The following is a 22,832-nucleotide window of genomic DNA, read 5'->3' as shown; positions in this document are numbered from 1 at the left end:
CAGCAGGAAAAAATTTACATTTGTGATGGGCGGAAGTGCAATCCTCTTGGCGCCAAGTATGAATGCCGACAAATACTATGCTAGGGTTGGCGGATGGTTCGGCTGGGCAAGATTATCCTGTTAATCCTCGCACTTGCGATTGGCGGGGTGTTTCTGCTCTGGGCGACCTCGCCCGACCCCCGGCTCAATGTCGCAAGCTTCGAGCAGGAACCGCTCGACCCCGCGCTCGCACCGCTGAGCGAAGCCGTCACGCTGGCGCAGGTGAAGCGCGGAGATGGCTCGGTAGCCACCCTGCTGGTGACCGAACTCGCGGCCGAGGCGATCACCGCGGTCGACCTGTCGCGCGCCACGGGCGTGAGGAGCGAGGATCCCTTCGCGGTGCTCGCGGCGGCGACCGATGAACAATTGCGTTCGCTCGCCTCGCTCGGCGGGCTCCTGGCGAGCTATCCGATCGCCGAGCTGTTGCCGGCGGCGCCGCGCGGCGATCGCCATATCGGCACCGGGACCAATTTCCCCGAGCACGCGGAGGAAGCCGCGAGCGATGCGGTGTTCCAGTTTCCCAAGTTCGGCGCGGCGATGGGCACACGGTCGAACGTCGCCGGCCGCGCCGACGTGCTGCTCGATTACGAAGTCGAGCTGTGCATGCGTTTCGACCGGCCCATTGCCTCGCGCGCGGATTTCGACGCCGCTGCCAAAGGCCTGTTCCTGTGCGGCGACTTCACCGACCGCAGCCGGCTGATCCGGCTGATCGATCCCGACAACCTCGATAGCGGCCGCGGGTTCAGCGATGGCAAGAGCCGCGAGGATTTCTACCCGGCAGGCGCGCTGCTGGTGGTGCCGCGCGACTGGCAGAGCTTCGTCGCACAGGAGCGCATGATGACCTTCGTCAACGGCGAGCCGCGGCAGGATGCGCGCGGCGGGGAAATGACGCTCGATTTCGGCGCGCTGGCGGAGAAGGCGCTCGCTGACATGCAGCGCCAGCGGTTCCTCTTTGAGGGCCGGTACTACAAGCTCGCCCCGCAGCCAGCGATCACGCCCGACATGACCTTGATGAGCGGCACGGCAGAGGGCGTCATCTTCACCCAGCCGACCCGGGGCGACATCATCGAGGGCGGCGCGCGCTGGCTGCTCACCGCGGGCTGGGCACGTGGTGAGGAATTGGTGCCGAGCGTGATCGAGACTTTCATCGCCAATGAATTCGCCAGCGGCCATTTCCTCCAGCCGGGCGACGTGGTCGAGCACCGCTCGGCGCGGCTGGGCGACATTCGGGTCGAGGTGACCGGAAAATAGCAGCGGTGGCCTGCCTGTAGACACCGCCGACGGGCGAAATTTCTCGCACCTTCCCTAACGGCACCACCCTTCCCACCCACCGACACATGTGTAAGTAAGACTCCCGAGAGCGAGAGGAGTCCCGCACCATGAACCTGGATTTCACCCCCGAGGAGATGGCGTTCCGCGACGAAGTGCGCGCCTTTATCGCCGAGAACTACCCCAAGGATATTTCACCCGACGGATTGCGCGACGATCTCGACCCCGAGGACATGGTCGCCTGGCACAAGATCCTGGGGCGCAAGGGCTGGTCGGTCCCGGCATGGCCGGAGCAATATGGCGGCACAGGCTGGACCCCGACCCAGCGTTATATCTGGTCGGAAGAGAATGCGCGCGTGAACGCGATCATGCCGCTGCCCTTCGGCGTGTCGATGGTCGGCCCGGTGATCTATACCTTCGGCAATGAGGAACAGAAGGCGCAGCACCTGCCGGGCATCCGCAGCGGCGAGGTGTGGTGGTGCCAGGGCTATTCGGAACCGGGCGCGGGTTCGGACCTCGCCTCGCTCAAGACCACTGCGGTCCGCGACGGCGACCACTATGTGATCAACGGCCAGAAGACCTGGACCACGCTGGCGCAGCATGCCGACTGGGGCTTTTTCCTGTGCCGTACCGACCCTGACGCGGCCAAGCCGCAGGAGGGCATCAGTTTCATCCTCATCGACATGAAGACGCCGGGGATCGAGGTGCGCCCGATCAAGCTGATCGACGGCGGCTACGAGGTCAACGAGACCTGGCTGACCGATGTGCGCGTGCCGGTCGAGAACCTTGTCGGCGAAGAGAACAAGGGCTGGACCTATGCCAAGTTCCTGCTGGCGCACGAACGCAGCGGGATCGCCGGTGTCGCCCGCTCGAAACGCGGCGTCGAACGGCTGCGCGAGATCGCCAGGAGCGAACAGCTCGACGGCGCCCCGCTGATGAGCGACTTCGATTTCGCCCGCAAGGTGAGCCAGCTCGAGATCGATCTCGCCGCGCTCGAAATCACCGAACTGCGTACGCTCGCGGGCGAACAGGCGGGCAAGGGGCCAGGGCCGGAAAGCTCGATCCTCAAGATCAAGGGGACCGAGATCCAGCAGCGCCTGACCGAACTGACGCTCGAGGCGGTCGGCCATTACGGCACGCCCTATTACCACGGTATGGCGGACGTCGGATCGAACGAATATCCGATCGGGCCCGACTACGCCCAGCATTCGGCAGCGACCTATTTCAACATGCGCAAGACGTCGATCTACGGCGGGTCGAACGAGATCCAGCGCAATATCATCACCAAGATGATCCTCGGCCTCTGAAGCCGGCCGAGCGGGAGACAACACGTGGATTTCAATTTCACCGAAGAACAGGACATGGTGCGCGACGGGCTCTCGCGCCTGATCCGCGAGAGCTATGATTTCGAGACCCGCCGCAAGGTGATCGCAAGCGACAGCGGCTGGCGGCCCGAGATCTGGGCGCAACTGGCCGAGCTCGGCATCCTCGGCATGCCGTTCGGCGAGGACGACGGCGGCTTCGGTGGCGGCGCAATCGATTCGCTGGTGGTGATGGAGGAATTCGGCAAGGGTCTGGTGGTCGAGCCGTTCGTGCCGACCGTGGTCTGCGCGGGCGGGTTCCTCAAGCATGCGGGCACTGCCGCGCAGAAGGAAGAGCATATCGGCGGCATCGTCTCGGGCGAGCGCATCTATGCCTTCGCCTATGCCGAGCCGCAGGGCCGCTACGACCTCGCCGATCTGACGACTACGGCGAAGAAGGATGGCGACGGCTACGTGCTAAGCGGCCACAAGGCAGTGGTGGTCGGCGCGCCCTGGGCGACGCACCTGGTGGTGACTGCCCGGACATCCGGCGAGCGCCGCGATGCGCAGGGCATTTCGGTGTTCGTGATCGACAAGGGTGCCGATGGCGTGGTCACGCGCGACTATCCAACGGTGGACGGTCGCCGCGCTTCCGAAGTCTATTTCGAGAATGCCTCCGTCCCGGCCGAGGCGCTGATCGGCGAGGAAGGCAATGCCCTGCCGCTGATCGAGCAGGTGGTCGACGAAGCCATCGCGGCGCAATGCGCCGAGGCGATGGGGGCGATGAAGGTCGCGCACGCGATGACGGTCGAATATTCGCGCCAGCGCAAGCAGTTTGGTGTGCCGATCGGCAAGTTCCAGGTGCTGCAGCACCGCATGGTCGACATGTACACCGAATACGAACAGTCGGTTTCGATGACCTACCTCGCCACGCTCAAGCTCGACGAGGCGGAGCGCGATCGCAAGCTGGCGGTCTCGGCGGCCAAGGTCCGCGTCGGGCAGGCAGCGCACCATATCGGGCGCGATGCGATCCAGATCCACGGCGGCATGGGCATGACTGACGAACTGGCGGTCGGCTCCTATTTCAAGCGGCTGACGATCTTCGATTCCGAATTCGGAAACATCGACCACCATATGAAACGGCACGTGGCGCTGTCGAACGGGTAGGCTGATCTAACGTCGTCATTTCCGCGGTTGCGAAGCAGGCCAAAGGCCTACGCGGGAATCTAGAGCCGCAAGTACCCAACTCGCAGGCACTGGATCCCCGCGTTCGCGGGGATGCCGACTGCAGGCCTATGCCCCACAAAATCCTACTCGATGGAACACTTGGAACACGGTCCAAGGCTGAAAAGCCCCTTTCCGTCACTATAGCGGCGCAAAGTGTGACTGTGCGTGCAGAAGCGTGACCTTGGAGCACGAATAGTGTGACCTTAAGGCGCCCGATCTGTGACCTTTTCTGTTCGACGTGTGACCCGTGCGACAGTTGAGTTGCCCCGCCTGATGGCAGCGCTTCCCTGGGATGAAGTTCACATGACGAAAGAGCCGGTGCTACGCTGCATGGGAGCGCGCTGCGAAGTTCAAGATGGCATGCGATCGTGGATGTAGGAAAGTTCGAACGTCCGCTATCTACCCAATGACGGACATTCAAGACCGACTAGCGCAAGTCCAAGAGCGGACATTTCCCGGCTCTGCAAACCGAGTCCTGATGTGATCGGTGCCCTCCGCTAGCTATCCACCAAGCATAACGAGGCACCCCCGGGATCGCTCAGGAGCACAGGATTGCTCTCCCAATCTTTGGAGGGTCTGCCCTCAAGCAGCTGGACTCCCAGCACCTTGGCTTCCAGCGCTGCGCGATGCGCGTCATCGACCCGCACGCTCGGCACCCACATCGCCTGCGTATCCTGACCACCAGCATTCAGCAGTCGCCCAATATCGGTGGAGGAAGGTCCAACGATGCGGCGCTCTCCATCGGTGCGCCCCGATGCTGCAGAGAGCTCCCAGTCGAAGAGTTCCAAATAGAACCCGGCGGGGAACTCGGACCGTCCCGACAGATAGATCTCGGGTCCGAATTGCCGGGTCGGAGCGGGATAGTCATGGCGCGAGAGCGCCAAACCGATCAGCGCACCCGCAGGGTCTCGCAACAACGCGTTTCGGCCCACCCCCGGAACCTCGAAGGGTTCGCGCAGGATGGTTCCGCTGAGCTCCTGCGCCTGGGCACATGACGCATCGACATCCGCGACTTCTACATAAGCGATCCAGCTGTTCGGAAACGCCTCGGGAGTCTGCGTACAACCGGCGCCTGCTTCGCCGTCCAGCAGCGCAAGAATGAAATCCTTCTCGCCGCCGCCCCACGCAAAGTCCGTCGCGTGCTCGTTCTCATAATGCCAACCTGCGACGCGCCTGTAGAAGTCCAGCGAGCGCTGAAGGTCGCTCGAGAACAGGTCATGCCAGATGATCCGGCCGATCTTCTCCGAGTTCATGATGCTTCTCCTTCGTCGAATTTCGCTTTCTTGATCCGACGGACCATTTTTCCGAACTCCTTGTCTCTTGATCGGCGTTCCGCGAGGCTGGCATTGTTGAACGCCTCTTCCGCCTTGAGCTTGCGCCACCGGTTCAGCCGGGCCTCCTCGATAGTGCCATGTTCGATGGCATCCAGGATTGCACACCCCGGTTCAGCCTCATGCCGACAGTCTTTAAAGCGGCACTGGGACGCCAGTTCGTGCAGATCGGCAAAAACACTGTCGATGCCGGACGCTGCATCGGTCAATTGCAGCTCTCGCATGCCCGGCGTATCGAGAACGACGCAACCGCCCGGGATCAGGTGCAACTGGCGCCGGGTAGTCGTGTGGCGCCCTTTTGCATCGTCCTCGCGTATCGGCTGAGTTGCGATAGCATCGCTTCCGGCCAAGGCATTGGTCAGGGTTGATTTCCCGACGCCCGACGAGCCGAGAAACGCGACGGTCTGACCTGATTTGCACCACGGGCTGAGCTTCGTTCTGGGCTCGGCGCCACGCGCATCGAGAGCAATGACCGGAACCAGATCGGAAATCGCCTGAGCTTTGGCGAGATATTCCTCGACGCCTTGTGCCAGATCGGACTTGGTCAGCAGGATGACCGGAGCGATGTCTGCTTCGAAAGCGATGGCAATGTAGCGTTCCAGGCGCGCGACCTTGAAATCCTGATTGCACGAGGAAACGATGAAAATCGTGTCGATATTGGCAGCGATGAGCTGCACTTGCCGGTCCGTCCCAGGTGCGCGACGCTTGATCAGGCTCTTTCTGGCGAGGATGCGGCTCGCGCCCGGTCGCTGGGGGTTCAGCATGATCCAGTCACCGATGGCTACGCCGTCGATGGGCACGATGTCCCGATCGATACCATCGCCGACCACATGCATTGCACCGCGATGGACTTCGACGATGCGGACAGGCGGAGTCTCAGACAGATCATCGGCGCTGACTTGCCGAGAGAAGAACGGTTGCCAGCCAAGCGTTTCGAGAGGTGTCGGTTGTCGTTGGTTTAGTCCGCCCAAAGCCTTGGATGAACGGAACACGGAAAAATCCTTGGTCATTGTGAATAGCTTTCATGTCGCTGCCGCGAGCGTTGCTCGGGCGCAAAGTGTCAGAATGTACTGAGGTCACAGACGAAGGAAGTCACTCAGGCGAACCTGGCAACCGTGACGCTTCGTCAGATTTGCACCGGGAGGAACGTCGTTCCTCCCCACTTTACCGGGACATCAAAGCTCCGTTTTTCCTGCGGTCATCTTAGTCATTTTTCGACCGAACCACAAGGTCCACAGGACCGGTGGTCTCTGGCAGGACGCAGAAGCTGATGCTGCCGATCGAGCGTGTTGTCCCGCCAAAACCAGACCGTCCGCTTGCGGCCCATTGTCGAAAATTGGCCGAGATGCCCCCTGGAGCGGATTCCCATCCCTATCGGGGAAGATCTCGCGCTGACCGACATGGTTGGCCGGGTCGACCATCACTCCCTGGCATGAGCTAGTTCTAGCATGGGGCGGGCAATCCTGCAGCAGTAGTCTATTGGTCGCGTTGTTATACCTCGGGTCACAATCCCTGGCCAACTAGCCTCGCTGCCCTGATCACCCATGGGTGCACGCCTTCAATGGTCCATTTCACGGCGATGATAGCCAAGGTCGCGGCGATACAGTTGAGCGCAAAGCGAGCCCAATCTCGTTTCGAGCCCAGCGCCGGACGGATTCCCCATTCGACCATCAGGGCGAGCCCGCAGAACAGGACAACCAGGTAACGCGTCTCGATCTGATTCTGGGTGACGAGGCGCGTGACCAACCCGACCATTGCGAAGGCCAGGGCCCATGCTGTGAGCGACAGGAACTTATGCGCCTTGGTCATGTCCGCATCACGCTGAGTGGTTGGCTACGGGTCACGACGGGAAATGGGCTGGGGCTGGCCTAAAGCGGATTCCCGTCGCGATCCCGGAAGATTTCGCGCCGCCCGACATGGTTGGCCGGGCCGACCAGCCCTTCGCCCTCCATCCGCTCGATCCACTTGGCGGCGGTATTGTAGCCGACCCCCATCTGGCGCTGGAGCCATGACCCGCTCGCCTTCTGGTTCTCGATCACGATCTGGCAAGCCTGGCGATACTTGCGCTCCTCGGGATTGTCGCTGGCGGTGAATTCGTCCTCGAACGACAGCCCGCCATCCTCGGGCTCCTCGGTCACCGCGTCGACATAGTCGGGCTTGCCCTGGCCGCGCCAGAAATCGGCCACTGCCTCGACCTCCTCGTCGCTGACGAAGGGCCCGTGGACGCGCACCATCGCACCGGTATTGGGTTTGTAGAGCATGTCGCCCTTGCCCAGCAGTTGCTCGGCGCCCTGTTCGCCCAGGATCGTGCGGCTGTCGATGCGGCTGGTCACCTTGAAGCTGATGCGGGTCGGCAGGTTCGCCTTGATCACGCCGGTGATGACGTCGACGGAGGGGCGCTGCGTCGCCATGATCAGGTGGATGCCCGCGGCGCGCGATTTCTGCGACAGGCGCTGGATCAGCACCTCGATCTCCTTGCCGACGGTGACCATGAGGTCGGCCAGCTCGTCGACGATCAGCACGATCTGCGGCAGCGGTTCGTAATCGAGCTGTTCTTCCTCGAACAGTTCCTCGCCCGTCTCGGGGTCGAAGCCGGTCTGGACGCGGCGTCCCAGCGGCTTGCCCTTGGCAGCAGCGGCGGTGACCTTCTCGTTGAACGAGTTGATGTTGCGCGAATTGACAGAGGACATCTGGCGATAGCGCCGCTCCATCTCCTCGACCGCCCATTTGAGCGCGCGGACCGACTTGTGCGGCTCGGTCACCACCGGGCTCAAGAGGTGCGGGATATCGTCATATGTCTTGAGCTCGAGCACCTTGGGATCGATCAGGATCAGGCGGCACTCGGCCGGGGTGAAGCGATAGAGCAGCGACAGCAGGATCGCGTTGAGCCCGACCGATTTGCCCGAACCGGTGGTGCCCGCGACCAGCAGGTGGGGCATGGCGGCGAGGTCGGCGACGATCGGCTCGCCCGCGATATCCTTGCCGAGGATGATCGGGAGGTTGCCCTTGTTCTCGGCGAAGGCGGCGCAGGCGGCCAGCTCCTTGAAGCTCACCATCACGCGGTCGGCATTGGGCAGCTCGATCCCCATCACCGTGCGGCCCGGGATTGGCGAAACGCGCGCGCTGATCGCGCTCATGTTGCGGGCAATATCCTCGGCGAGGCCGATCACGCGGCTGGCCTTGATCCCCGGGGCAGGCTCGAGTTCGTACATGGTGACGACCGGGCCGGTGCGGACCGCAGTGATCTCGCCCTTGACGTTGAAATCGTCGAGCACGTTTTCGAGCAGGCGGGCGTTGCGTTCGAGCGCCAGCTTGTCGAGCTTGGGTGCGTTGTTGGCGGGCGCATCGGCCAGCAGCTCGAGGCTAGGCAGGTCGTAGCTTGCAAACATGTCCCGCTGCTTGGCCTTGGGCATTTGCGCGGGCTTGGGCGGGGCGGACGGGTCGCTGATCTCGGGCGCGCGCCGCTGGACCGGTTCGGGCCGCGGTTCGGCCTCCGGCTTGGTCCTGCGTGCGGGCTTCTCCCGACCAGGCAGCGGGACGCGGTCTTCGGCCAGCGCCGGGCTGCGCTGGAGAAATTCGGGGAGCGTGAGCAGGCTGCGCCAATCGATCGCGAAAATGCGGGTGAGAAGCGCCACCCCGCCGGCAAGGCTGGCAAGCGCCGCGCCGAGGATGATCCAGCCCTGCGAGCCTTCGCCGAACCGGGCCGCGACCGCTTCGATCGCTGCTGCGCCGAGCAGGCCCGAGATCCCGCCCATCTGCGCGGGAAGCGTGCCGCGCGGCCCTTCGAAGGCAAGCGACAGCACGGTCGACAGCAGCGTCATCGCCAGCAGCAGCATGCCGAGCGGCAGCCACCAGCGGGTCGTATCCTCTTCGCCTTCGTGTTCGACATCGCGCCATAACTTGCGCGCGCCGATGTAGATCAGCGGCAGCAGCAGGACCGAGGTGAGCCCGAAAGCGCCAAGCACCTTGTCCGCGACCCAGGCACCGCTCGCGCCCATCCAGTTGCGGATGTCCTCGCCCGAGGCGGCGGTCGAGCCGCTTGGATCGGTCTGGGTGTAGCTGGCGATCGAGAGCGTCAGGAAGACCAGCGCCAGCATCAGCACGCCCGCGCCGGTCATCTGCGCCGCGCGGCGCATCGAACGGCGAAATGCCGCGCGCCAATCGGTGTTTCCGCGGGTTTTTCCCGTTGTCATAGCCCTCGTAGCCATCCGGCTGCCTCCTGTCGGAACACACCATGAATCTTCGCGGACTCGGGGTCAAGCGATCAGCGGCGAGGCGAGTCTCAGCTCAATCCGTCGATTGCGGCCCAGCGGGGCCAGTCGAGGCGCTGGGCGGTGGCATCGTTCATGCCGCCGAGCGCGATCACCGGCATTTGCGCATGGCGCGCCAGCATACGAAAACGCGCGGGGCCGAGGCTCGGCGATCCCGGGTGCGAGCGCGTCGCGAAGGCGGGCGACAGCATGATCGCATCGGCGCCGTGGCGATTGGCCTGCGCAATCTCGTCCATGCCGTGCGCGGTGGCGATCTGGACCAGCTCGCTGCGGCGCGGATAGAGGCTGCGCGGCGCACCGTAGATCCCGTCGGCGCCCCATTCGCGCGCGGTCAGCGCGCTGTCGGCGAGGAGCATCCAGTGGTCCATCGTGCGCGCGATCCGGCGCAGCGCCCGAAACCGTGCCCACCGCTCCGGGTCGCCCAGGTGATAATGCCGATAAACGAAGCCCGATCCGCGCGGCAGGCGGCGGAGCGCCTCCTCCAGCACCGCATCGTTGCGCTCGTCGGAAAGCAGCCAGAGCTGCGGCAGGGACTGGAAACGGCGCATCGCTTCGCTATAGCGGCGCGCGATGGACAATCCAGCATCCCCGCTCGAGCAAGTGCACACCGAAATTGCCAAGGCCTGCAAGGCCTCGCGCCGCGAGCCCGGCGACGTGACGCTGATCGCGGTCAGCAAGACGCATCCGGCCGAGGCGATTGCGCCGCTGCTTGGCGAGGGTCACCGCGTCTTCGGCGAGAACCGGGTGCAGGAAGCGCAGGAGAAATGGCCCGAGCTGCGCGAGCAATTCCCCGACGTCGAACTGCACCTGATCGGCCAGCTGCAGTCGAACAAGGCGGAGGATGCGGTGGCGCTGTTCGACTGCATCCATTCGCTCGACCGGCCGAGCCTGCTCAAGGCGCTGGCGAAGGCAATGGACAAGGCGGACAGGCGCGTGTCCTGTTTCATCCAGGTCAATATCGGCAGCGAGGAGCAGAAGGGCGGCTGCGCTATCGATGCGCTGCCCGACTTGCTCGAACAGGCGCGCGCGGCAGGCATTCCGGTGATCGGGCTGATGTGTATCCCGCCCGCCGAAATCGAACCCGCACCCTTCTTCGCGCTGCTGGCCAAGCTGGCTTCCGAGAATGGGCTCGACCAGCTCAGCATGGGGATGAGCGGCGATTATCCGACGGCGGTCATGCTCGGCGCGACGCATGTACGCGTCGGCACTGCGCTGTTCGGCGCGCGTTCTTGATTGGCAACGGGGAGGGATCGCTCCCTCCCCGCACCAATGATCAGAATTCGAACGCGGCTTCGATCCCGACCTGCCGCCCCTTCATCAGCGGCGAGAAGGTGCCGACTGCCGGGTTCGGATCGAACGGGCGGTTGACCCCGTTCGAGAAGGCGCCCGCCCCGAACGGCAGTTGCGTGTCGCCGCCGGCCTGGACCTGGTCGAGCAGGTTCTTGCCGTAAAGCGACAGGCTCAGCCCATCGACCGGCGTGTTCCAGGTGATGTTCGCATCGAGCATCGAGGCGTCCTGGACGTAGCCGAAGTTGTTGTCGGTGTAGGCGAACTCGTCGCGGTACTGGAAGTTCACGCGGCTGACGATTTCGCTCGCGCCAAGATCCCATTCATGGATCACGCCCATGCCCCAGGTCACTTCGGGCACGCGCGGCAGGCGCAGGGCAAGATCGGCGTCGTCGATCGCGCCGTCGCCCGAAATGTCGAACAGGATCGCGTCGTACTTGTCGTCCATCACCCCGAGGTTGGCGGTGAACAGCAGCGAGGGCGACACGCGCATGCGCGCTTCGGCCTCGAACCCCAGGATCGAGGCGTCGGCGGTGTTGAAGATCGACTGCGCCACGCCCGCGCTGGCCGAGGCCTGGTTGACCTCGCGCTGGATGTTCGAGATGTCGGTGTAATAGGCCGCGACATTGAGCGTGAAGTCGCCGCTGTCGGTCTGGAACTTGCCGCCGATCTCGTAATTGTCGACCTTTTCCTCGTCGAAGAAGAAGGCGCCGTTGGCCGCTGCAATCGCTTCGAACGCGGCGGGGCTGGTGATGCGGAAATTGTAGCCGCCGCTGCGATAGCCGCGGGTCCAGTGGGTGTAGAGCTGGCCGCGGCCGAACTCGTACTGCAGGCCCAGCTTGGGCGACCAGTTGGTCCAGTCGTTCTTGTCGCTGAACCCGTTGTTCTCGATGCCGCCCGGGAAAATCGCGGCTAGCGCCGGATTGGCGCTGAACGGATTGGTGCCGGTGACCGGGCAGGTCCCGTCGATGACCGAGCATTCGGGGCGCGGGCGGACATAGGTGACCGCCGCGTCCTTCTCTTCGCGGCTCCAGCGGATCCCGACGATCAGCGAGAGCGCATCGGTAAGGTGCCATTCGCCCGCGGCAAACAGCCCTAGCACTTCGTGGTCCTGCTCGCCGCCGCCGTAGAAGGCGAGCGGGGCGACGCTGACGATGTTGCGCTGTTCAGTGTAGGCGATCGACTGGTCGAACCAGAACCCGCCCACGGTGAGGTCGAAGGCATCGGTCGAGACGGCATAGCGCAGCTCGTTCGAGAACTGCTCCTGCGCGGTGTCGGTCGGCGAGTGGAAGATGAAGACCGGCAGCGAGTCGATGTCGCCATCGGTGGTCGCGTCATATTTGCGCCAGCCGAAGATATTGGTCAGCGTGCCGGGGCCGATGTCGGCCTCGGCGGTCAGCGAGGCGGTCCAGATCTCGTTGTCGTAGTTGCCGGGATTGTCGATCGCCAAGTCGAAGCTCTCGCGGTCGAACTGGCCGCGGTTCTGGCCCGCCGGGCCGTCGCCCTCGCTGTCGAAATAGTCGAGCTTGCCGGTCAGCGTGAGGTCGCCGAACCGGCCTTCGAGCGCACCGCGCAGGATCTTGGTCTCTGCTTCGCCGTGGTTCGAGCCGTCGAACAGGTTGGTGAAGTAGCCTTCGTCCTTGTTGTAATAACCGCCCAGCTTGAACAGCAGCGTGTCTTCGACCAGCGGGCCGGACACCACGCCCGAGACGGTGTAATTGGCGCCGCCGCGCCCGCCGTCGAGAAACGGACCGTCGACCGAGGCGCGCAGCTTGCCGGTGAGGTAGTCGGTGGGGTTGCCGGTGTTGATCAACACCGCGCCGCCGGTGACGTTGCGACCGAACAGCACGCCCTGCGGGCCGCGCAGGATTTCGACGCTGTCGAGGTCGAACAGGTCGAACACCACGCCCGCATTAAGGCCGAGGTAGACGCCGTCGACGAACACGCCGACGGTCGGGTCGATCGAGGGGATCGAGCTGTTGATGCCGAGCCCGCGGATCGAGAAGTTGGCCTGGCCGCGGCTGGTGCCGATCTGGTCGAGGCTGACGTTGGGCGCGGAATAGCTGAGCGACTGGATGTCGCGCACCTTGAGCGCCTCGAGGCTCTTGGCGTTGAACGCGGTCACGGCGACCGGAACGTCCTGCACATTCTCGGCATTCTGGGTCTTGGTGCCGGTGACGACGATGGTGTTGAGCGCGCCGATCGCGCTGTCGTCCTCGCCGCCAGCCAGGGCCTCTTCGGCCTCGTCCTGGGCATGTGCAGTCATGGGGGCAAGCGCGCAGCTGGCCAGCAGCAGCGCCGCAGAGCGCCGCGCGGCGTTCCGGAAATTCATCTTGGATTTTCTCCCTGAAGGGATTGGGGGGACCACGCCAATAGCCTTCGGGAATCAGATTGCAACCCGACGAATTTACGTTCCCCTCAGTAATAGAACGAGGTTGACATCCGCTATTGCGCGGGTTCGAGTTCCGCCTGTCGCTGGTCGCTGGCGGCCTCGAGCAGGCGCCGCTCGATTTCTTCGAGGCGGGCCCGGGCCGTAACTTTTTCCCCTGTCAGATCGGTGACATAGAAGGTATCCGCGGCGCGCTCGCCATAATTGGTGATATGCGCCGAATTGACCATCAAGTTGCTTTCGAACAACGCACGGGCGAGCCGGTTGAGCAGGGCAGAGCGATCGCGCGCATTGACCTCGACCACGGTGAAGCGGTTGGACGCCTTGTTGTCGAAGGTGACCCGCGGCGCGACTTCGAAAGCGCCGGCGCGGCTGCGCGGCAGCGGGCGCTGGGCGAGCTTGGGGACGAGCTCGATCCGGTTGCCGAGCGCGTCGGCGATCGATTTTTCGAGGCGTGCGATCTGCCCCTCCTCGCGGAAGGGATTGCCGAGCGGATCCTGCACGAGGAAATTGTCGAGCGCCCAGCCGCTGCGCGAGGTGTGGATGCGCGCGTCGATGATGTTGGCACCGGCGAGGTGGATGCCGCCAGCAATTCGGTAGAACAGGCCGGGATGGTCGGCCGCGATCACGCTCACCAGCGTCGCCCCGCGCGCTTCGTAATATTCGCAGGCGATCGACAGCTGGTCGCCGCGCGATCGGGCGGCGTCGTATTGGACGAGGTTCTGCGCGATGACGTCTTCCGCCTCGGCGATCCAGTAGGCATCGCCGAACTGCTCGCCGACACGCTCGACCACATCCGACTGCTGGCCGAGGTTCTCCGCCACGATCCGCTTCTTGGCCGACACGCGTTCCTTGCGCCCGTGCCGTACGTGCCCGAGCCGCAGGCGTTCCTGCGCGGAATCGTAAAGCTCGCCGATCAGCTGGCGTTTCCAGCTGTTCCAGGTCCCCGGCCCGACCGCGCGGATATCGACCACGGTCAGCAGCATCAGGTTGCGCAGCCGCTCGAGGCTTTGCACCTCGGTGACGAAATCCTCGATCGTCTTGGGATCGGTCAGGTCGCGCTTCTGCGCTGTCGCGCTCATCAGCAAGTGCTGCAGCACCAGCCAGGCCACGAGATCGGTCTCCACCTCGCTGAGCCCGAAACGGGGACACAATTCATGCGCTACCTCGGCACCGAGCACCGAGTGGTCGCCGCCGCGCCCCTTGGCAATGTCATGCAGGAGGACCGCGACATAGAGCGCGCGGCGCGAGGCGATCTTGTGGATCAGCCGAGTTGAGCGCGGATGGTCGGCCTTGAGCTGGCCCTTCTCGATCTGCGACAGCAGGCCGATCGCGCGAATGGTGTGCTCGTCGACCGTGTAGTGATGGTACATGTCGAACTGCATCTGCGCGTTCACGCGGCCGAAGTCGGGGACGAAGCGGCCGAACACGCCCGCCTCGTTCATCCAGCGCAGCACCAGTTCGGGATCGTTGCGGCCCGATAGCAGCTCGACGAAAAGCGCATTAGCGCGCGGGTCGTCGCGCACCTCGTCCTTGATCAGCACGCTGTCGCGATTGGCCTGGCGCATGGTTTCCGGGTGGATTTCGAGGCTGTGTTCCTCGGCCAGCTGGAAGATCTCGATCAGCCGCACCGGGTCTTTCTTGAACCAGTCGTCGGATGGCGCCGCGATCCGGCCACCGAACACGCGGTAGCCCTTGAGCACGCGCGGTTTCTGTTTCCAGCCCGCGAAAAAGCCCGACTTGGCGCGCTTGTGCGCGAACTCGTCGTCGATATGGGCGAGGAACACGCCGGTCAGGCTGCCGACGCGCTTCGCCTGGAGGAAATAGAACTGCATGAAGCGCTCGACCGCGCTCTTGCCCGGGCGGTCCTTGAAGTTCATCCGCTCGGCGACCTGGCGCTGGAGGTCGAAGGTCAGCCGGTCTTCCGCGCGGCCCGTGATCATGTGCATGTGGCTGCGCACCGCGAGCAGATAGCCTTCCGCGCGGCGGAAGCTGCGGTATTCGTTGCGGGTCAGGAGGCCGACGTCGACCAGCTCGGATGCGGTCGAGACGCGGTGGATATACTTGCCGATCCAGTAGAGTGTCTGGAGATCGCGCAGGCCGCCCTTGCCGTCCTTGATGTTGGGTTCGACGACATAGCGGCTGTCGCCCATCCGCTTGTGCCGGGCGTTGCGCTCCTCGAGCTTCTCGGCGAGGAACTGGCGCTCGCTGCCCTTGACGACCTCGTTCCAGAAGCGCGCGCCGCATTCCTCGTAGAGCGCGCGGTCACCCCAGATAAATCGGCTTTCGAGCAGCGCGGTGCGGATGGTCAGATCGTCGCGCGCCATCCGCAAGGTATCGTCCACCGTCCGGCTCGAGTGACCCACCTTGAGGCTGAGGTCCCACAGAAAATAGAGCATGGCCTCGATCACCTGCTCGCACCACGGGGCACGGCGGGTCGGCGTGATGAAGGCGATGTCGACGTCCGAATGCGGCGCCATCTCTGCCCGACCATAGCCGCCGACCGCGAGGATGGTCAGGCGCTCGGCCGCGCTGCGATTGGCGACCGGATAGACATGGGCGATCACGTGATCGTGGATCAGGCGGATCACCTGGTCGATCAGGAAGCTTTGCCCGTGGACGCATTGGTGCCCTTGCGCCGGATGTTCCTCCAACCGCCGCGCGATCTCGGCGCGCCCGTCTTCGAGCGCCTGCTTGAGGATGGCGACGATCTCGGGGCGCGCCTTGAGCGCACCCTTGTCCGCCGCGAGCGCCTCAATCCGCTCGGCCAGCGCGCGCCGGTCGATGATCGTGCGCTGGTCGGGGATGGTAAGCGAAATCAAGGCAGTCCTCTTGTGGTAACGCGCCTCAGGCGTTCATGAAGTCGCTGGCGAACATCGAACGGACAGTGCGCTTGTCGATCTTCTGCGTGCCGAGGCGGGGCAGGTGCTTGTCCGACTGCCAGATATGTTCCTCGAGCGGCACCTTGAAGCTCGCGGTGGTCTTGAGCAGGAATTCGCGCAGCTCCGCCGCGGTCATCTGCTTGCCGTCCTTGAGGTAATAGACCGCCGCCGGGACTTCGCCATAGCGATCGTCGGGGATGCCGAAGACCGAACATTCGGCGATGCAGTCATTGGCGTAGATCGCCTCTTCCACCTCGATGCAGGTGATGTTCTCACCGCCGCGGATGATGATGTCCTTCTTGCGGTCGACGATGTAGAGATAGCCGTCCTCGTCGAGCCGGCCGAGGTCGCCGGTGCGGAAATAGCGGTTGTCGGTGAAGGCCGCCGCGGTCGCCTCGTCATTGTCCCAATAGCCGTTGAAATTGCACACCGAACGGATGCAGACCTCGCCGACATTGCCCTGCGCGACCGGATCGCCGCAATCGTTGAGGATCGCAAGGTCGACCAGCGGGCGGCTTGCCTTGCCGGTCGATGACGGCTTAGCGAGATAGTTCTCGTTGAAATTGGCGCAGCCCACGCCGTTGGTTTCGGTGAGGCCATAGCCGAGCAGCGGGAAACCGTCGGGGAAGGCATCGCGGATCTTGGTCACGTGATCGACCGGGCGCGGGGCGCCGCCGGCGGCGAAGCCGGTGCACGAGCTGATGTCGTATTGCGCGCGGTCGGGATGGGTCGCGATCTCGTAGCTCATCAGCGGAACGCCGGCGAAATAGCTGACCCTTTCCTTGTCCATCAGCCGCAGTGCTTCGCCTGCATCCCACTTCGGCATCATCACCAGCTTGCGGCCAAGCGCGAAGCTCTGGAGGAACACCGGCACTTCGCCGGTGACGTGGAACAGCGGCACCGCCACCAGCGCGCAGGCCTGCGTCGTCGGCGCATCGCCGGTCGCATCGAGATAGGTGAAGGCCATCAGCGTCTGCATGGCGTAGCTGAGCGCGCCGTGGACGACACCGCGATGGTCGGACCAGGCGCCCTTCGACTTGCCGGTCGAACCCGAAGTGTAGAGCACGGTGGCGAGATCATCGGGTCCGACAGCCGGGAATTCGACCCCTTCCGGATTGCGCCAGAAATTGGCGAGCCCTTGAGCGGGCGCAACGTCATGTTCGAACAGCGCGATCTTCGCGCCATGACTCTGCCCTTCGAGCCGCCGCGCGCGCCCCGCATCCGCGAGCAGCAGCTTGCAGCCGACGAGTTCGATCTGGTCGGCCAGTTCTTCGCCGCTCGAGAAGCCGTTGAGCAGGGTGGCGCAGCCCCCGGCGATCAGGATCCCCATATAGGCGATGATCCAGTTGGCCGAATTGCGCGCCGCGATGCCGACGCGGTCGCCGCGCTCGACGCCATGCTCGGTGATGAGGCCGGCGGCGACGTGCCGCGCCGCGTCCCAGGCTTCGGCAAAGGTGACGCGCAGCTCGCCATCGACGATGAAGTCGGCGGCGCCGTGCTCGTGGCAGTAATGGGCGAAATAATGCACCAGGCTGGGCGGTGCATTCTTCAGCATGGGCATGTCGGTGCCGCCGCGATCGACGGGAACGGTTTCCGCCGGCGCCCCCGGCGCGGTCAGCTTGTCCATGATGGCATCAAGAGTCTTGTCGAGCTCGGTCGGCATGAATTGCCCTCTCCTCATCCTTTGTCGCTCACGAGCGCGCGCCTAACCATCGCGGAAAGACGCGTCTCGCCAGATGCGCAGGCTTCCCCCAAAACCCCTGCTGTGCTTAAAGCCGCCCGACACGCGTGCCGATGCGGCGCGCGATAACCATTAGGGGGTTCGCTTCGTGCTGTCACTACTCGCCGCATCGGGTGCCATCGAGCCGATATATTGGGAGAATCTGGGCCTGCGCCCCTACCTGTTCGACCTCGGGGGCTTCCAGCTGCGTTACTACTCGCTGGCCTACCTCCTGGGTGTCATCGGGGCCTATTGGCACCTCTCGAAGATGATCAAGGCGCCCGGCGCGCCGATGGCGCAGCGCCATGCCGATGACCTGTTCTTCTACTGCACGCTGGGAGTCATCCTGGGCGGGCGACTGGGCTATGCGGCCTTCTATACCGGCGGCGACACCGGCAAACCGAGCCTGTTCACGAATTTCACCCCGACCGAAACGGTCAGCTGGGATCTCCTGCGCCTGTGGGACGGCGGCATGAGCTTCCATGGCGGGGTGCTGGGCGTGCTGCTGGCGATCGCCTGGGTGGCATGGCGCGGCAACCTCAGTTTCTTGCGGGTGTGCGATTACGTTTCGGTCAATGTGCCGTTCGGCTACATGCTCGGTCGCCTGGCGAATTTCGTCAATGGCGAGCTGTGGGGCCGGCAGACCGACGTGTCCTGGGGCATGATCTTTCCCGGCGGCGGCGATGTCGTCCGTCACCCCAGCCAGCTCTACCAGGCCGGGATCGAGGGACTGCTGCTGATGGTGATCATGCTCGCCCTGTTCTGGAAAACCCGCGCCCGCTTTCGCCCCGGCCTGCTAGTGGGTATCTTCACCATAGGCATGGGAATCGGGCGGTTCGTTAACGAATTTTTCCGCGAACCCGATGCACAATTGGCGGAATTCGCCGCCGAAACCGGACTATCGATGGGGCAATGGCTCACAATACCGCTGATTCTGATTGGGTTGATTGTAACGCTTTACGCCGTGATGCGCGCGCCGCTCGGGAGCGGCGGGGCAAGGGCGACGGCGGGCTGAACGACAACCAGCGCCCGCGCTCAAAGCTGACGATCATCGAGCCCGAGCCCGAAACGGCGGAGGCTCCCCAGGCTGACGTCAAGGCGGCAAAGCCCGCAAAACCGGCCCCGATCAAGGTCGAGGCCGATCCGCGCGGCGAGGCCAGACCCGACGCGGTCAAGGTGGTGTTCAAGCAGCCTGCGGCGGACAAGCCCAAGGACGAGACAGCAGCTGCGGCCAAGGCCGAGGCGCCCAAACCTGCCCCCAAACCGGCGCCCAAGCCGGCGCCCGACCCGGAGGTGGCCAAGGAGGCCGAGGAAAAACCGCCAGAGCCGAAGAAATCGCAGCCGAAGCCTGCCGAGCCCGAGCAGCCCGAAGCCAAGGCAGTGGCTCCCGCCCAACCGGAACCGAAGAAAGCCGCGCCGAAACCGGCGGAAAAGAGGGCGGTCGAGAAAAAACCCGAGCCAAAGCCGGAGGAGCCGGAGCCAAAGCCGGAGAAGCCGCAAGCGGACAAGGCTGCGTCCGAAAAGGTCGCCGAAGCGCCAGTCGCACCGGAAAAGGCGGCACCCCAGCAGGTCGAGGCCGAGAAGCCTGCTGAGCAACCCAAACCGGCGGAGCCGGAGAAGCCCGCCGCGCGCAAGCGCGATGCCCTGAAGCTCAAGACCGAGGCCGAACAGGCCAGTGTCGCCCCGGTCAAGACCAAGGCCGAGGATGCGCCCAAGCCCGAGCCGAAGAAACCCGCGCCCCGCAAGCGCAAGCCGCCCAAGCCACCGGTCGATGCGGGCAAGCGGTTCCGCCGGCTGATCAAGGAAAGCGGGCCGATCAGCCTGGCGCAGTACATGGGCGAATCGAACGCGCTCTATTATTCGAGCCGCGATCCCTTCGGCGACGAGGGCGATTTCATCACCGCCCCCGAAGTGAGCCAGATGTTCGGCGAGTTGATCGGCTTGTGGCTGGCCGACGTCTGGGTCCGCGCCGGTGCGCCGGAGAAAGTGCATTATGTCGAGCTCGGCCCCGGGCGAGGGACGCTGGCGCTCGATGCGCTGCGCACCGCGGCACGCTACGATCTCAATCCGACGGTCCATTTCGTCGAAGGGTCTGAGACGCTGCGCGAACTGCAGGCCGAAACGATTCCCGATGTCGAGCATCATCATGACCTGTCGACCGTGCCGACCGACGCGCCGATCCTGGTGGTCGCGAACGAGTTCTTCGACGCGCTGCCGGTTCACCAGCTACTGCGTGCAGCGCAGGGCTGGACCGAGCGGATGGTCGGGTTGGAAGGCGAGAAACTGGTCTTTGTCGGCGGCGACAAGCCGATGGATTCGATCGTCCCGACCAGCTGGAGGAGCGCGCCGCAGGGCACGCTGATCGAGACCAGCCCGGCGGCGGCCGCGATCATGTCCGAACTTGCCGACCGGCTGGTGGCGCAAGGCGGTGCGGCACTGGTTATCGACTATGGTGGGCTGGAGCATCGCGCGGGTTCGAGCCTGCAGGCATTGAAGGCCCACAAGAAAGTCGATCCGCTCAGTCATCCTGGGCAGGCGGATATCACCGCCCATGTCGATTTCGAGACGCTCGGCCATGTGGCGCAGCGCCAGGGCGCCCGGCACATGGGCACGGTCATGCAGGGCGATTGGTTGCGCGAGCTCGGGATCGAGACCCGCACCGAAGCGCTGCAGCGCAAATCGCCGGCCGATGCCGCCAAGATCGCCCGCCAGCGCGAACGCCTGATCTCCGAGAGCGAGATGGGCCTCTTGTTCAAGGTGATGGGGCTGAGGTCGCCCGCATGGCCTGACGGGGTCGGCTTCTAGCTAGAGCCCGATCTGTTCGGCGAGCCAGCGCGCCGCCTGCGCCGGACGGCGCTTGTCCTCGTCGCGATCGACCATCAGGTTCGCCTGCCGCATCAGGTCCACATCGATCCTGCCGATCAGCGGATCGAGCGTGGCGACGAGCTCCGCGTCTTGGCGCGCCGCCGGGCTGAGCAGCACGATCGCGTCGTAATTGGGGAAGGCGCGCCGCGGGTCGGCGAGGACCGCCAGATTGTTCGCCGCGATCCGCCCGTCGGAAGTATAGGCGCTGATCACCTGTGCTTCGCCCGACAACACCGCATTGTACATGAAGGTCGGGGCGAAGGTCCGCTGGCGGGCGAACCGCAGCCCATAGGCGTCGCGCACCGCGATCCACTCGGGTCGCTCAAAGAATTCGGGATCGCCGCCGATGGTCATTTGCGGCGCGACCCGCGCCAGGTCCTCGATCGAATTCAGCCCGCTCATCTGCGCGGCTTCCTGCGTCACCGCGAGGCCATAGGCATTTTCGAATCCCATCCGGCCGAGGACCAGCGTGTCGGTGGTCTCCTCCTCCCATTCGGTGATCGCGGCGATCATCGCATCGCGTTCGGGATTGTCCTGCCGCTTCATCTGGTTGGTCCAGATCGTGCCGGTGTAGTCGACGAGGATGTCGATTTCCCCGGTTGTCACCGCGCTGTGCGCCACCGCCGAACCGAGCCCGTCGCGATATTCGATCGCATAGCCCGCGCGCTCAAGCTGCTGGCCGATCAGCCGGGCGAGAATATATTGCTCGGAAAAGCCCTTGGCGCCGATGACGACGCGAGCTTCACCGCGAGCCAGCACCTGCGGCGCGAGCGCAGCACCGATCCCGAGCGCGACCGCCAACAGCCCCGCGAGCCACAGCCCGCGCTTCCTTTCGCGCAGGCCGCGCTCGATCAGCCCCAGCAGGCCGTCGGCGATCAGTGCGAGACCGGCCGAGGCGAGACAACCCGCAAGCACCAGCGCCCAGTTCTGGGTCTGGAGGCCCGCGAAGATCGGATCGCCCAGGCTCTTCTGGCCGATGGTGGTGGCGAGGGTCGCCGCGCCGATGGTCCACACCGCAGCCGTGCGGATCCCCGCCATAATGTAGGGCGCCGAGAGCGGCGCCTCGACCAGCGCCAGTTTCTGCCACGCGGTCATGCCGACACCATCGGCCGCCTCGAGCACGCCCGGGTCGAGATTGGCCTGCGCGGTCACTGCGTTGCGCAGGATCGGCAACAGGGCATAGAGCGCCAAGGCGAGCAGCGCCGGTAGGAAACCGAGCGTCGGCAACCCTTCGCCGAACACTGCCCTCAGGCTGAGCAGGATCGGGAAGAACAGCGCCAGCAGTGCCAGCGCCGGGATGGTCTGGACGAGGCTGGCGAAGCCGAGCGCGACCCGTGCCACCGGCGGCGAGCGGCTGGCCCAGATCGCCATCGGCAACGCTACGAGAATGCCCAGCGCAATCGCCGCAGCCGACAGCAGGACATGCGCGGTCAGCTCGTCGCCGAGATTGGCGAGAATGGCGAAAAAGCCGTTCACCGCTCCATCTCCGCGAGCCGTTCGGCCTGTTCGCGCGGCACGGCGACAAGGCCCTGCGCGATGTCCCCGCCTGCGCCCTTGAGCAGCGCCTCGGGGGTCTCGTCGGCAACGACCCGGCCCGCATCCATCACCACCACGCGGTCGGCGAGCAGCAAGGCTTCGGCCATGTCATGCGTCACCAGCACCGAGGTCAGGCCGAGTTCGTCATGCAGCTTGCGCACCCGGCGGCCGAGGGCATCGCGGGTGATCGGATCGAGCGCGCCGAAGGGCTCGTCCATCAGCAGCAATTGCGGATCGTTTGCCAGCGCGCGCGCCACGCCGACCCGCTGGCGCTGCCCGCCCGACAGCTCATCGGGCTGGCGGTCGGCCATCCCGGGCTCGAGTTCGACCAGTTCGAGCAATTCGCCGATGCGTTCGCGAGCAAGCCGTGGGCCCGCCAGCCGTGGCCCAATGCCGATGTTCTCACCCACCGTCATATGCGGGAACAGGCCGATGCCCTGGAAGACGTAGCCGATCCGGCGGCGAAGCGTGGGCGGGTCATGCGCCGTCACATCCTCGCCGGCAAAGGTCACGCGGCCCGCACTCGGTACCGCCAGTGCATTGACCATCTTCAGCAATGTCGACTTGCCTGCACCGGAAGCGCCAACCAGCGCGACGAAGGATCCTGCGGCAATGTCGAGATCGACGCCCTCGACCGCAAACACCTCGCCATAGTGCTTGTCGACCGCCTCGAACGCGATCAGCGTAGCTGCTTGTCTGCCCGCCTCTGCGATGG

General features: G+C 64.7%; 16 protein-coding genes. 6 read left to right on the top strand and 10 right to left on the bottom strand.

Going from position 1 to position 22,832, the window contains the following annotated elements:
- Positions 1-93 precede the first annotated feature (93 nt).
- From P7228_RS05085 to P7228_RS05075, 3 genes are all read left to right on the top strand, one after another.
- Entirely contained in the window at positions 94-1,290 is a 1,197-nt protein-coding gene (locus P7228_RS05085; RefSeq protein WP_278017131.1) for a fumarylacetoacetate hydrolase family protein, read from the top strand.
- Between the two features lie 128 nt (positions 1,291-1,418).
- Positions 1,419-2,615 carry an acyl-CoA dehydrogenase family protein gene (locus P7228_RS05080; RefSeq protein WP_278017130.1) on the top strand — a complete coding sequence of 399 codons (1,197 nt, stop codon included), beginning with the start codon at positions 1,419-1,421 and terminating at the stop codon, positions 2,613-2,615.
- A 24-nt stretch (positions 2,616-2,639) separates the two neighbouring features.
- Complete coding sequence (locus tag P7228_RS05075; RefSeq protein WP_278017129.1) at positions 2,640-3,776, top strand: acyl-CoA dehydrogenase family protein; 1,137 nt, start codon at positions 2,640-2,642, stop codon at positions 3,774-3,776.
- A 557-nt stretch (positions 3,777-4,333) separates the two neighbouring features.
- On the opposite strand, the gene P7228_RS05070 is transcribed toward P7228_RS05075, so the two are convergent.
- The 5 genes from P7228_RS05070 to P7228_RS05050 all read right to left on the bottom strand — a co-directional run bounded on the left by P7228_RS05070 (position 4,334) and on the right by P7228_RS05050 (position 10,016).
- Entirely contained in the window at positions 4,334-5,089 is a 756-nt protein-coding gene (locus P7228_RS05070) for a VOC family protein (protein WP_278017128.1), read from the bottom strand.
- On the bottom strand, positions 5,086-6,177 hold the full coding sequence (rsgA, locus tag P7228_RS05065; RefSeq protein WP_278017127.1) for a ribosome small subunit-dependent GTPase A: 1,092 nt from the start codon (positions 6,175-6,177) through the stop codon (positions 5,086-5,088). Before rsgA ends, P7228_RS05070 begins: the two co-directional genes overlap by 4 nt.
- A 493-nt stretch (positions 6,178-6,670) precedes the next feature.
- Positions 6,671-6,976 carry a hypothetical protein gene (locus P7228_RS05060; protein WP_278017126.1) on the bottom strand — a complete coding sequence of 102 codons (306 nt, stop codon included), beginning with the start codon at positions 6,974-6,976 and terminating at the stop codon, positions 6,671-6,673.
- Positions 6,977-7,035: 59 nt separating this feature from the next.
- Positions 7,036-9,375, bottom strand: a complete 2,340-nt coding sequence (locus tag P7228_RS05055) for a DNA translocase FtsK (RefSeq protein WP_278017125.1) — start codon at positions 9,373-9,375, stop codon at positions 7,036-7,038.
- A 74-nt stretch (positions 9,376-9,449) separates the two neighbouring features.
- Entirely contained in the window at positions 9,450-10,016 is a 567-nt protein-coding gene (locus P7228_RS05050; RefSeq protein ID WP_347402858.1) for a thiamine phosphate synthase, read from the bottom strand.
- Between P7228_RS05050 and P7228_RS05045 the strand changes: the two genes are divergently transcribed.
- On the top strand, positions 10,009-10,671 hold the full coding sequence (locus P7228_RS05045; protein WP_278017124.1) for a YggS family pyridoxal phosphate-dependent enzyme: 663 nt from the start codon (positions 10,009-10,011) through the stop codon (positions 10,669-10,671). The genes P7228_RS05050 and P7228_RS05045 overlap by 8 nt on opposite strands.
- A 40-nt stretch (positions 10,672-10,711) precedes the next feature.
- Here the strand turns inward: P7228_RS05045 and P7228_RS05040 are convergent, their stop codons facing one another.
- The 3 genes from P7228_RS05040 to P7228_RS05030 form a co-directional block, all read right to left on the bottom strand.
- Positions 10,712-13,057 (bottom strand): TonB-dependent receptor, encoded by a 2,346-nt coding sequence (locus P7228_RS05040; protein WP_278017123.1) that lies wholly within the window; start codon positions 13,055-13,057, stop codon positions 10,712-10,714.
- A gap of 113 nt (positions 13,058-13,170) precedes the next feature.
- The gene (locus P7228_RS05035; protein ID WP_278017122.1) at positions 13,171-15,936 is read right to left on the bottom strand and encodes a [protein-PII] uridylyltransferase; all 2,766 of its coding nucleotides are present in this window, start codon (positions 15,934-15,936) and stop codon (positions 13,171-13,173) included.
- A gap of 25 nt (positions 15,937-15,961) precedes the next feature.
- On the bottom strand, positions 15,962-17,659 hold the full coding sequence (locus P7228_RS05030; protein ID WP_278017121.1) for a class I adenylate-forming enzyme family protein: 1,698 nt from the start codon (positions 17,657-17,659) through the stop codon (positions 15,962-15,964).
- 166 nt (positions 17,660-17,825) lie between these two features.
- Here P7228_RS05030 and lgt point away from each other — a divergent pair, with 166 nt between their 5' ends.
- A complete protein-coding gene (gene lgt / locus P7228_RS05025) occupies positions 17,826-18,731 on the top strand; it encodes a prolipoprotein diacylglyceryl transferase (protein ID WP_278017120.1) in 906 nt (301 codons plus the stop codon).
- Positions 18,629-20,521 (top strand): class I SAM-dependent methyltransferase, encoded by a 1,893-nt coding sequence (locus P7228_RS16080; RefSeq protein ID WP_347402857.1) that lies wholly within the window; start codon positions 18,629-18,631, stop codon positions 20,519-20,521. The genes lgt and P7228_RS16080 overlap by 103 nt, the downstream gene beginning before the upstream one ends.
- On the opposite strand, the gene P7228_RS05015 is transcribed toward P7228_RS16080, so the two are convergent.
- On the bottom strand, positions 20,522-22,057 hold the full coding sequence (locus P7228_RS05015; RefSeq protein WP_278017119.1) for an ABC transporter permease/substrate-binding protein: 1,536 nt from the start codon (positions 22,055-22,057) through the stop codon (positions 20,522-20,524). It abuts the gene before it with no gap.
- Complete coding sequence (locus P7228_RS05010) at positions 22,054-22,761, bottom strand: ATP-binding cassette domain-containing protein (RefSeq protein ID WP_278017118.1); 708 nt, start codon at positions 22,759-22,761, stop codon at positions 22,054-22,056. Before P7228_RS05010 ends, P7228_RS05015 begins: the two co-directional genes overlap by 4 nt.
- Positions 22,762-22,832 lie beyond the last annotated feature (71 nt).

This window comes from Altererythrobacter sp. CAU 1644 (assembly GCF_029623755.1).
Lineage (GTDB): Bacteria > Pseudomonadota > Alphaproteobacteria > Sphingomonadales > Sphingomonadaceae > Erythrobacter > Erythrobacter arenosus.
This window is presented reverse-complemented; position numbering and strand designations above follow the sequence as displayed.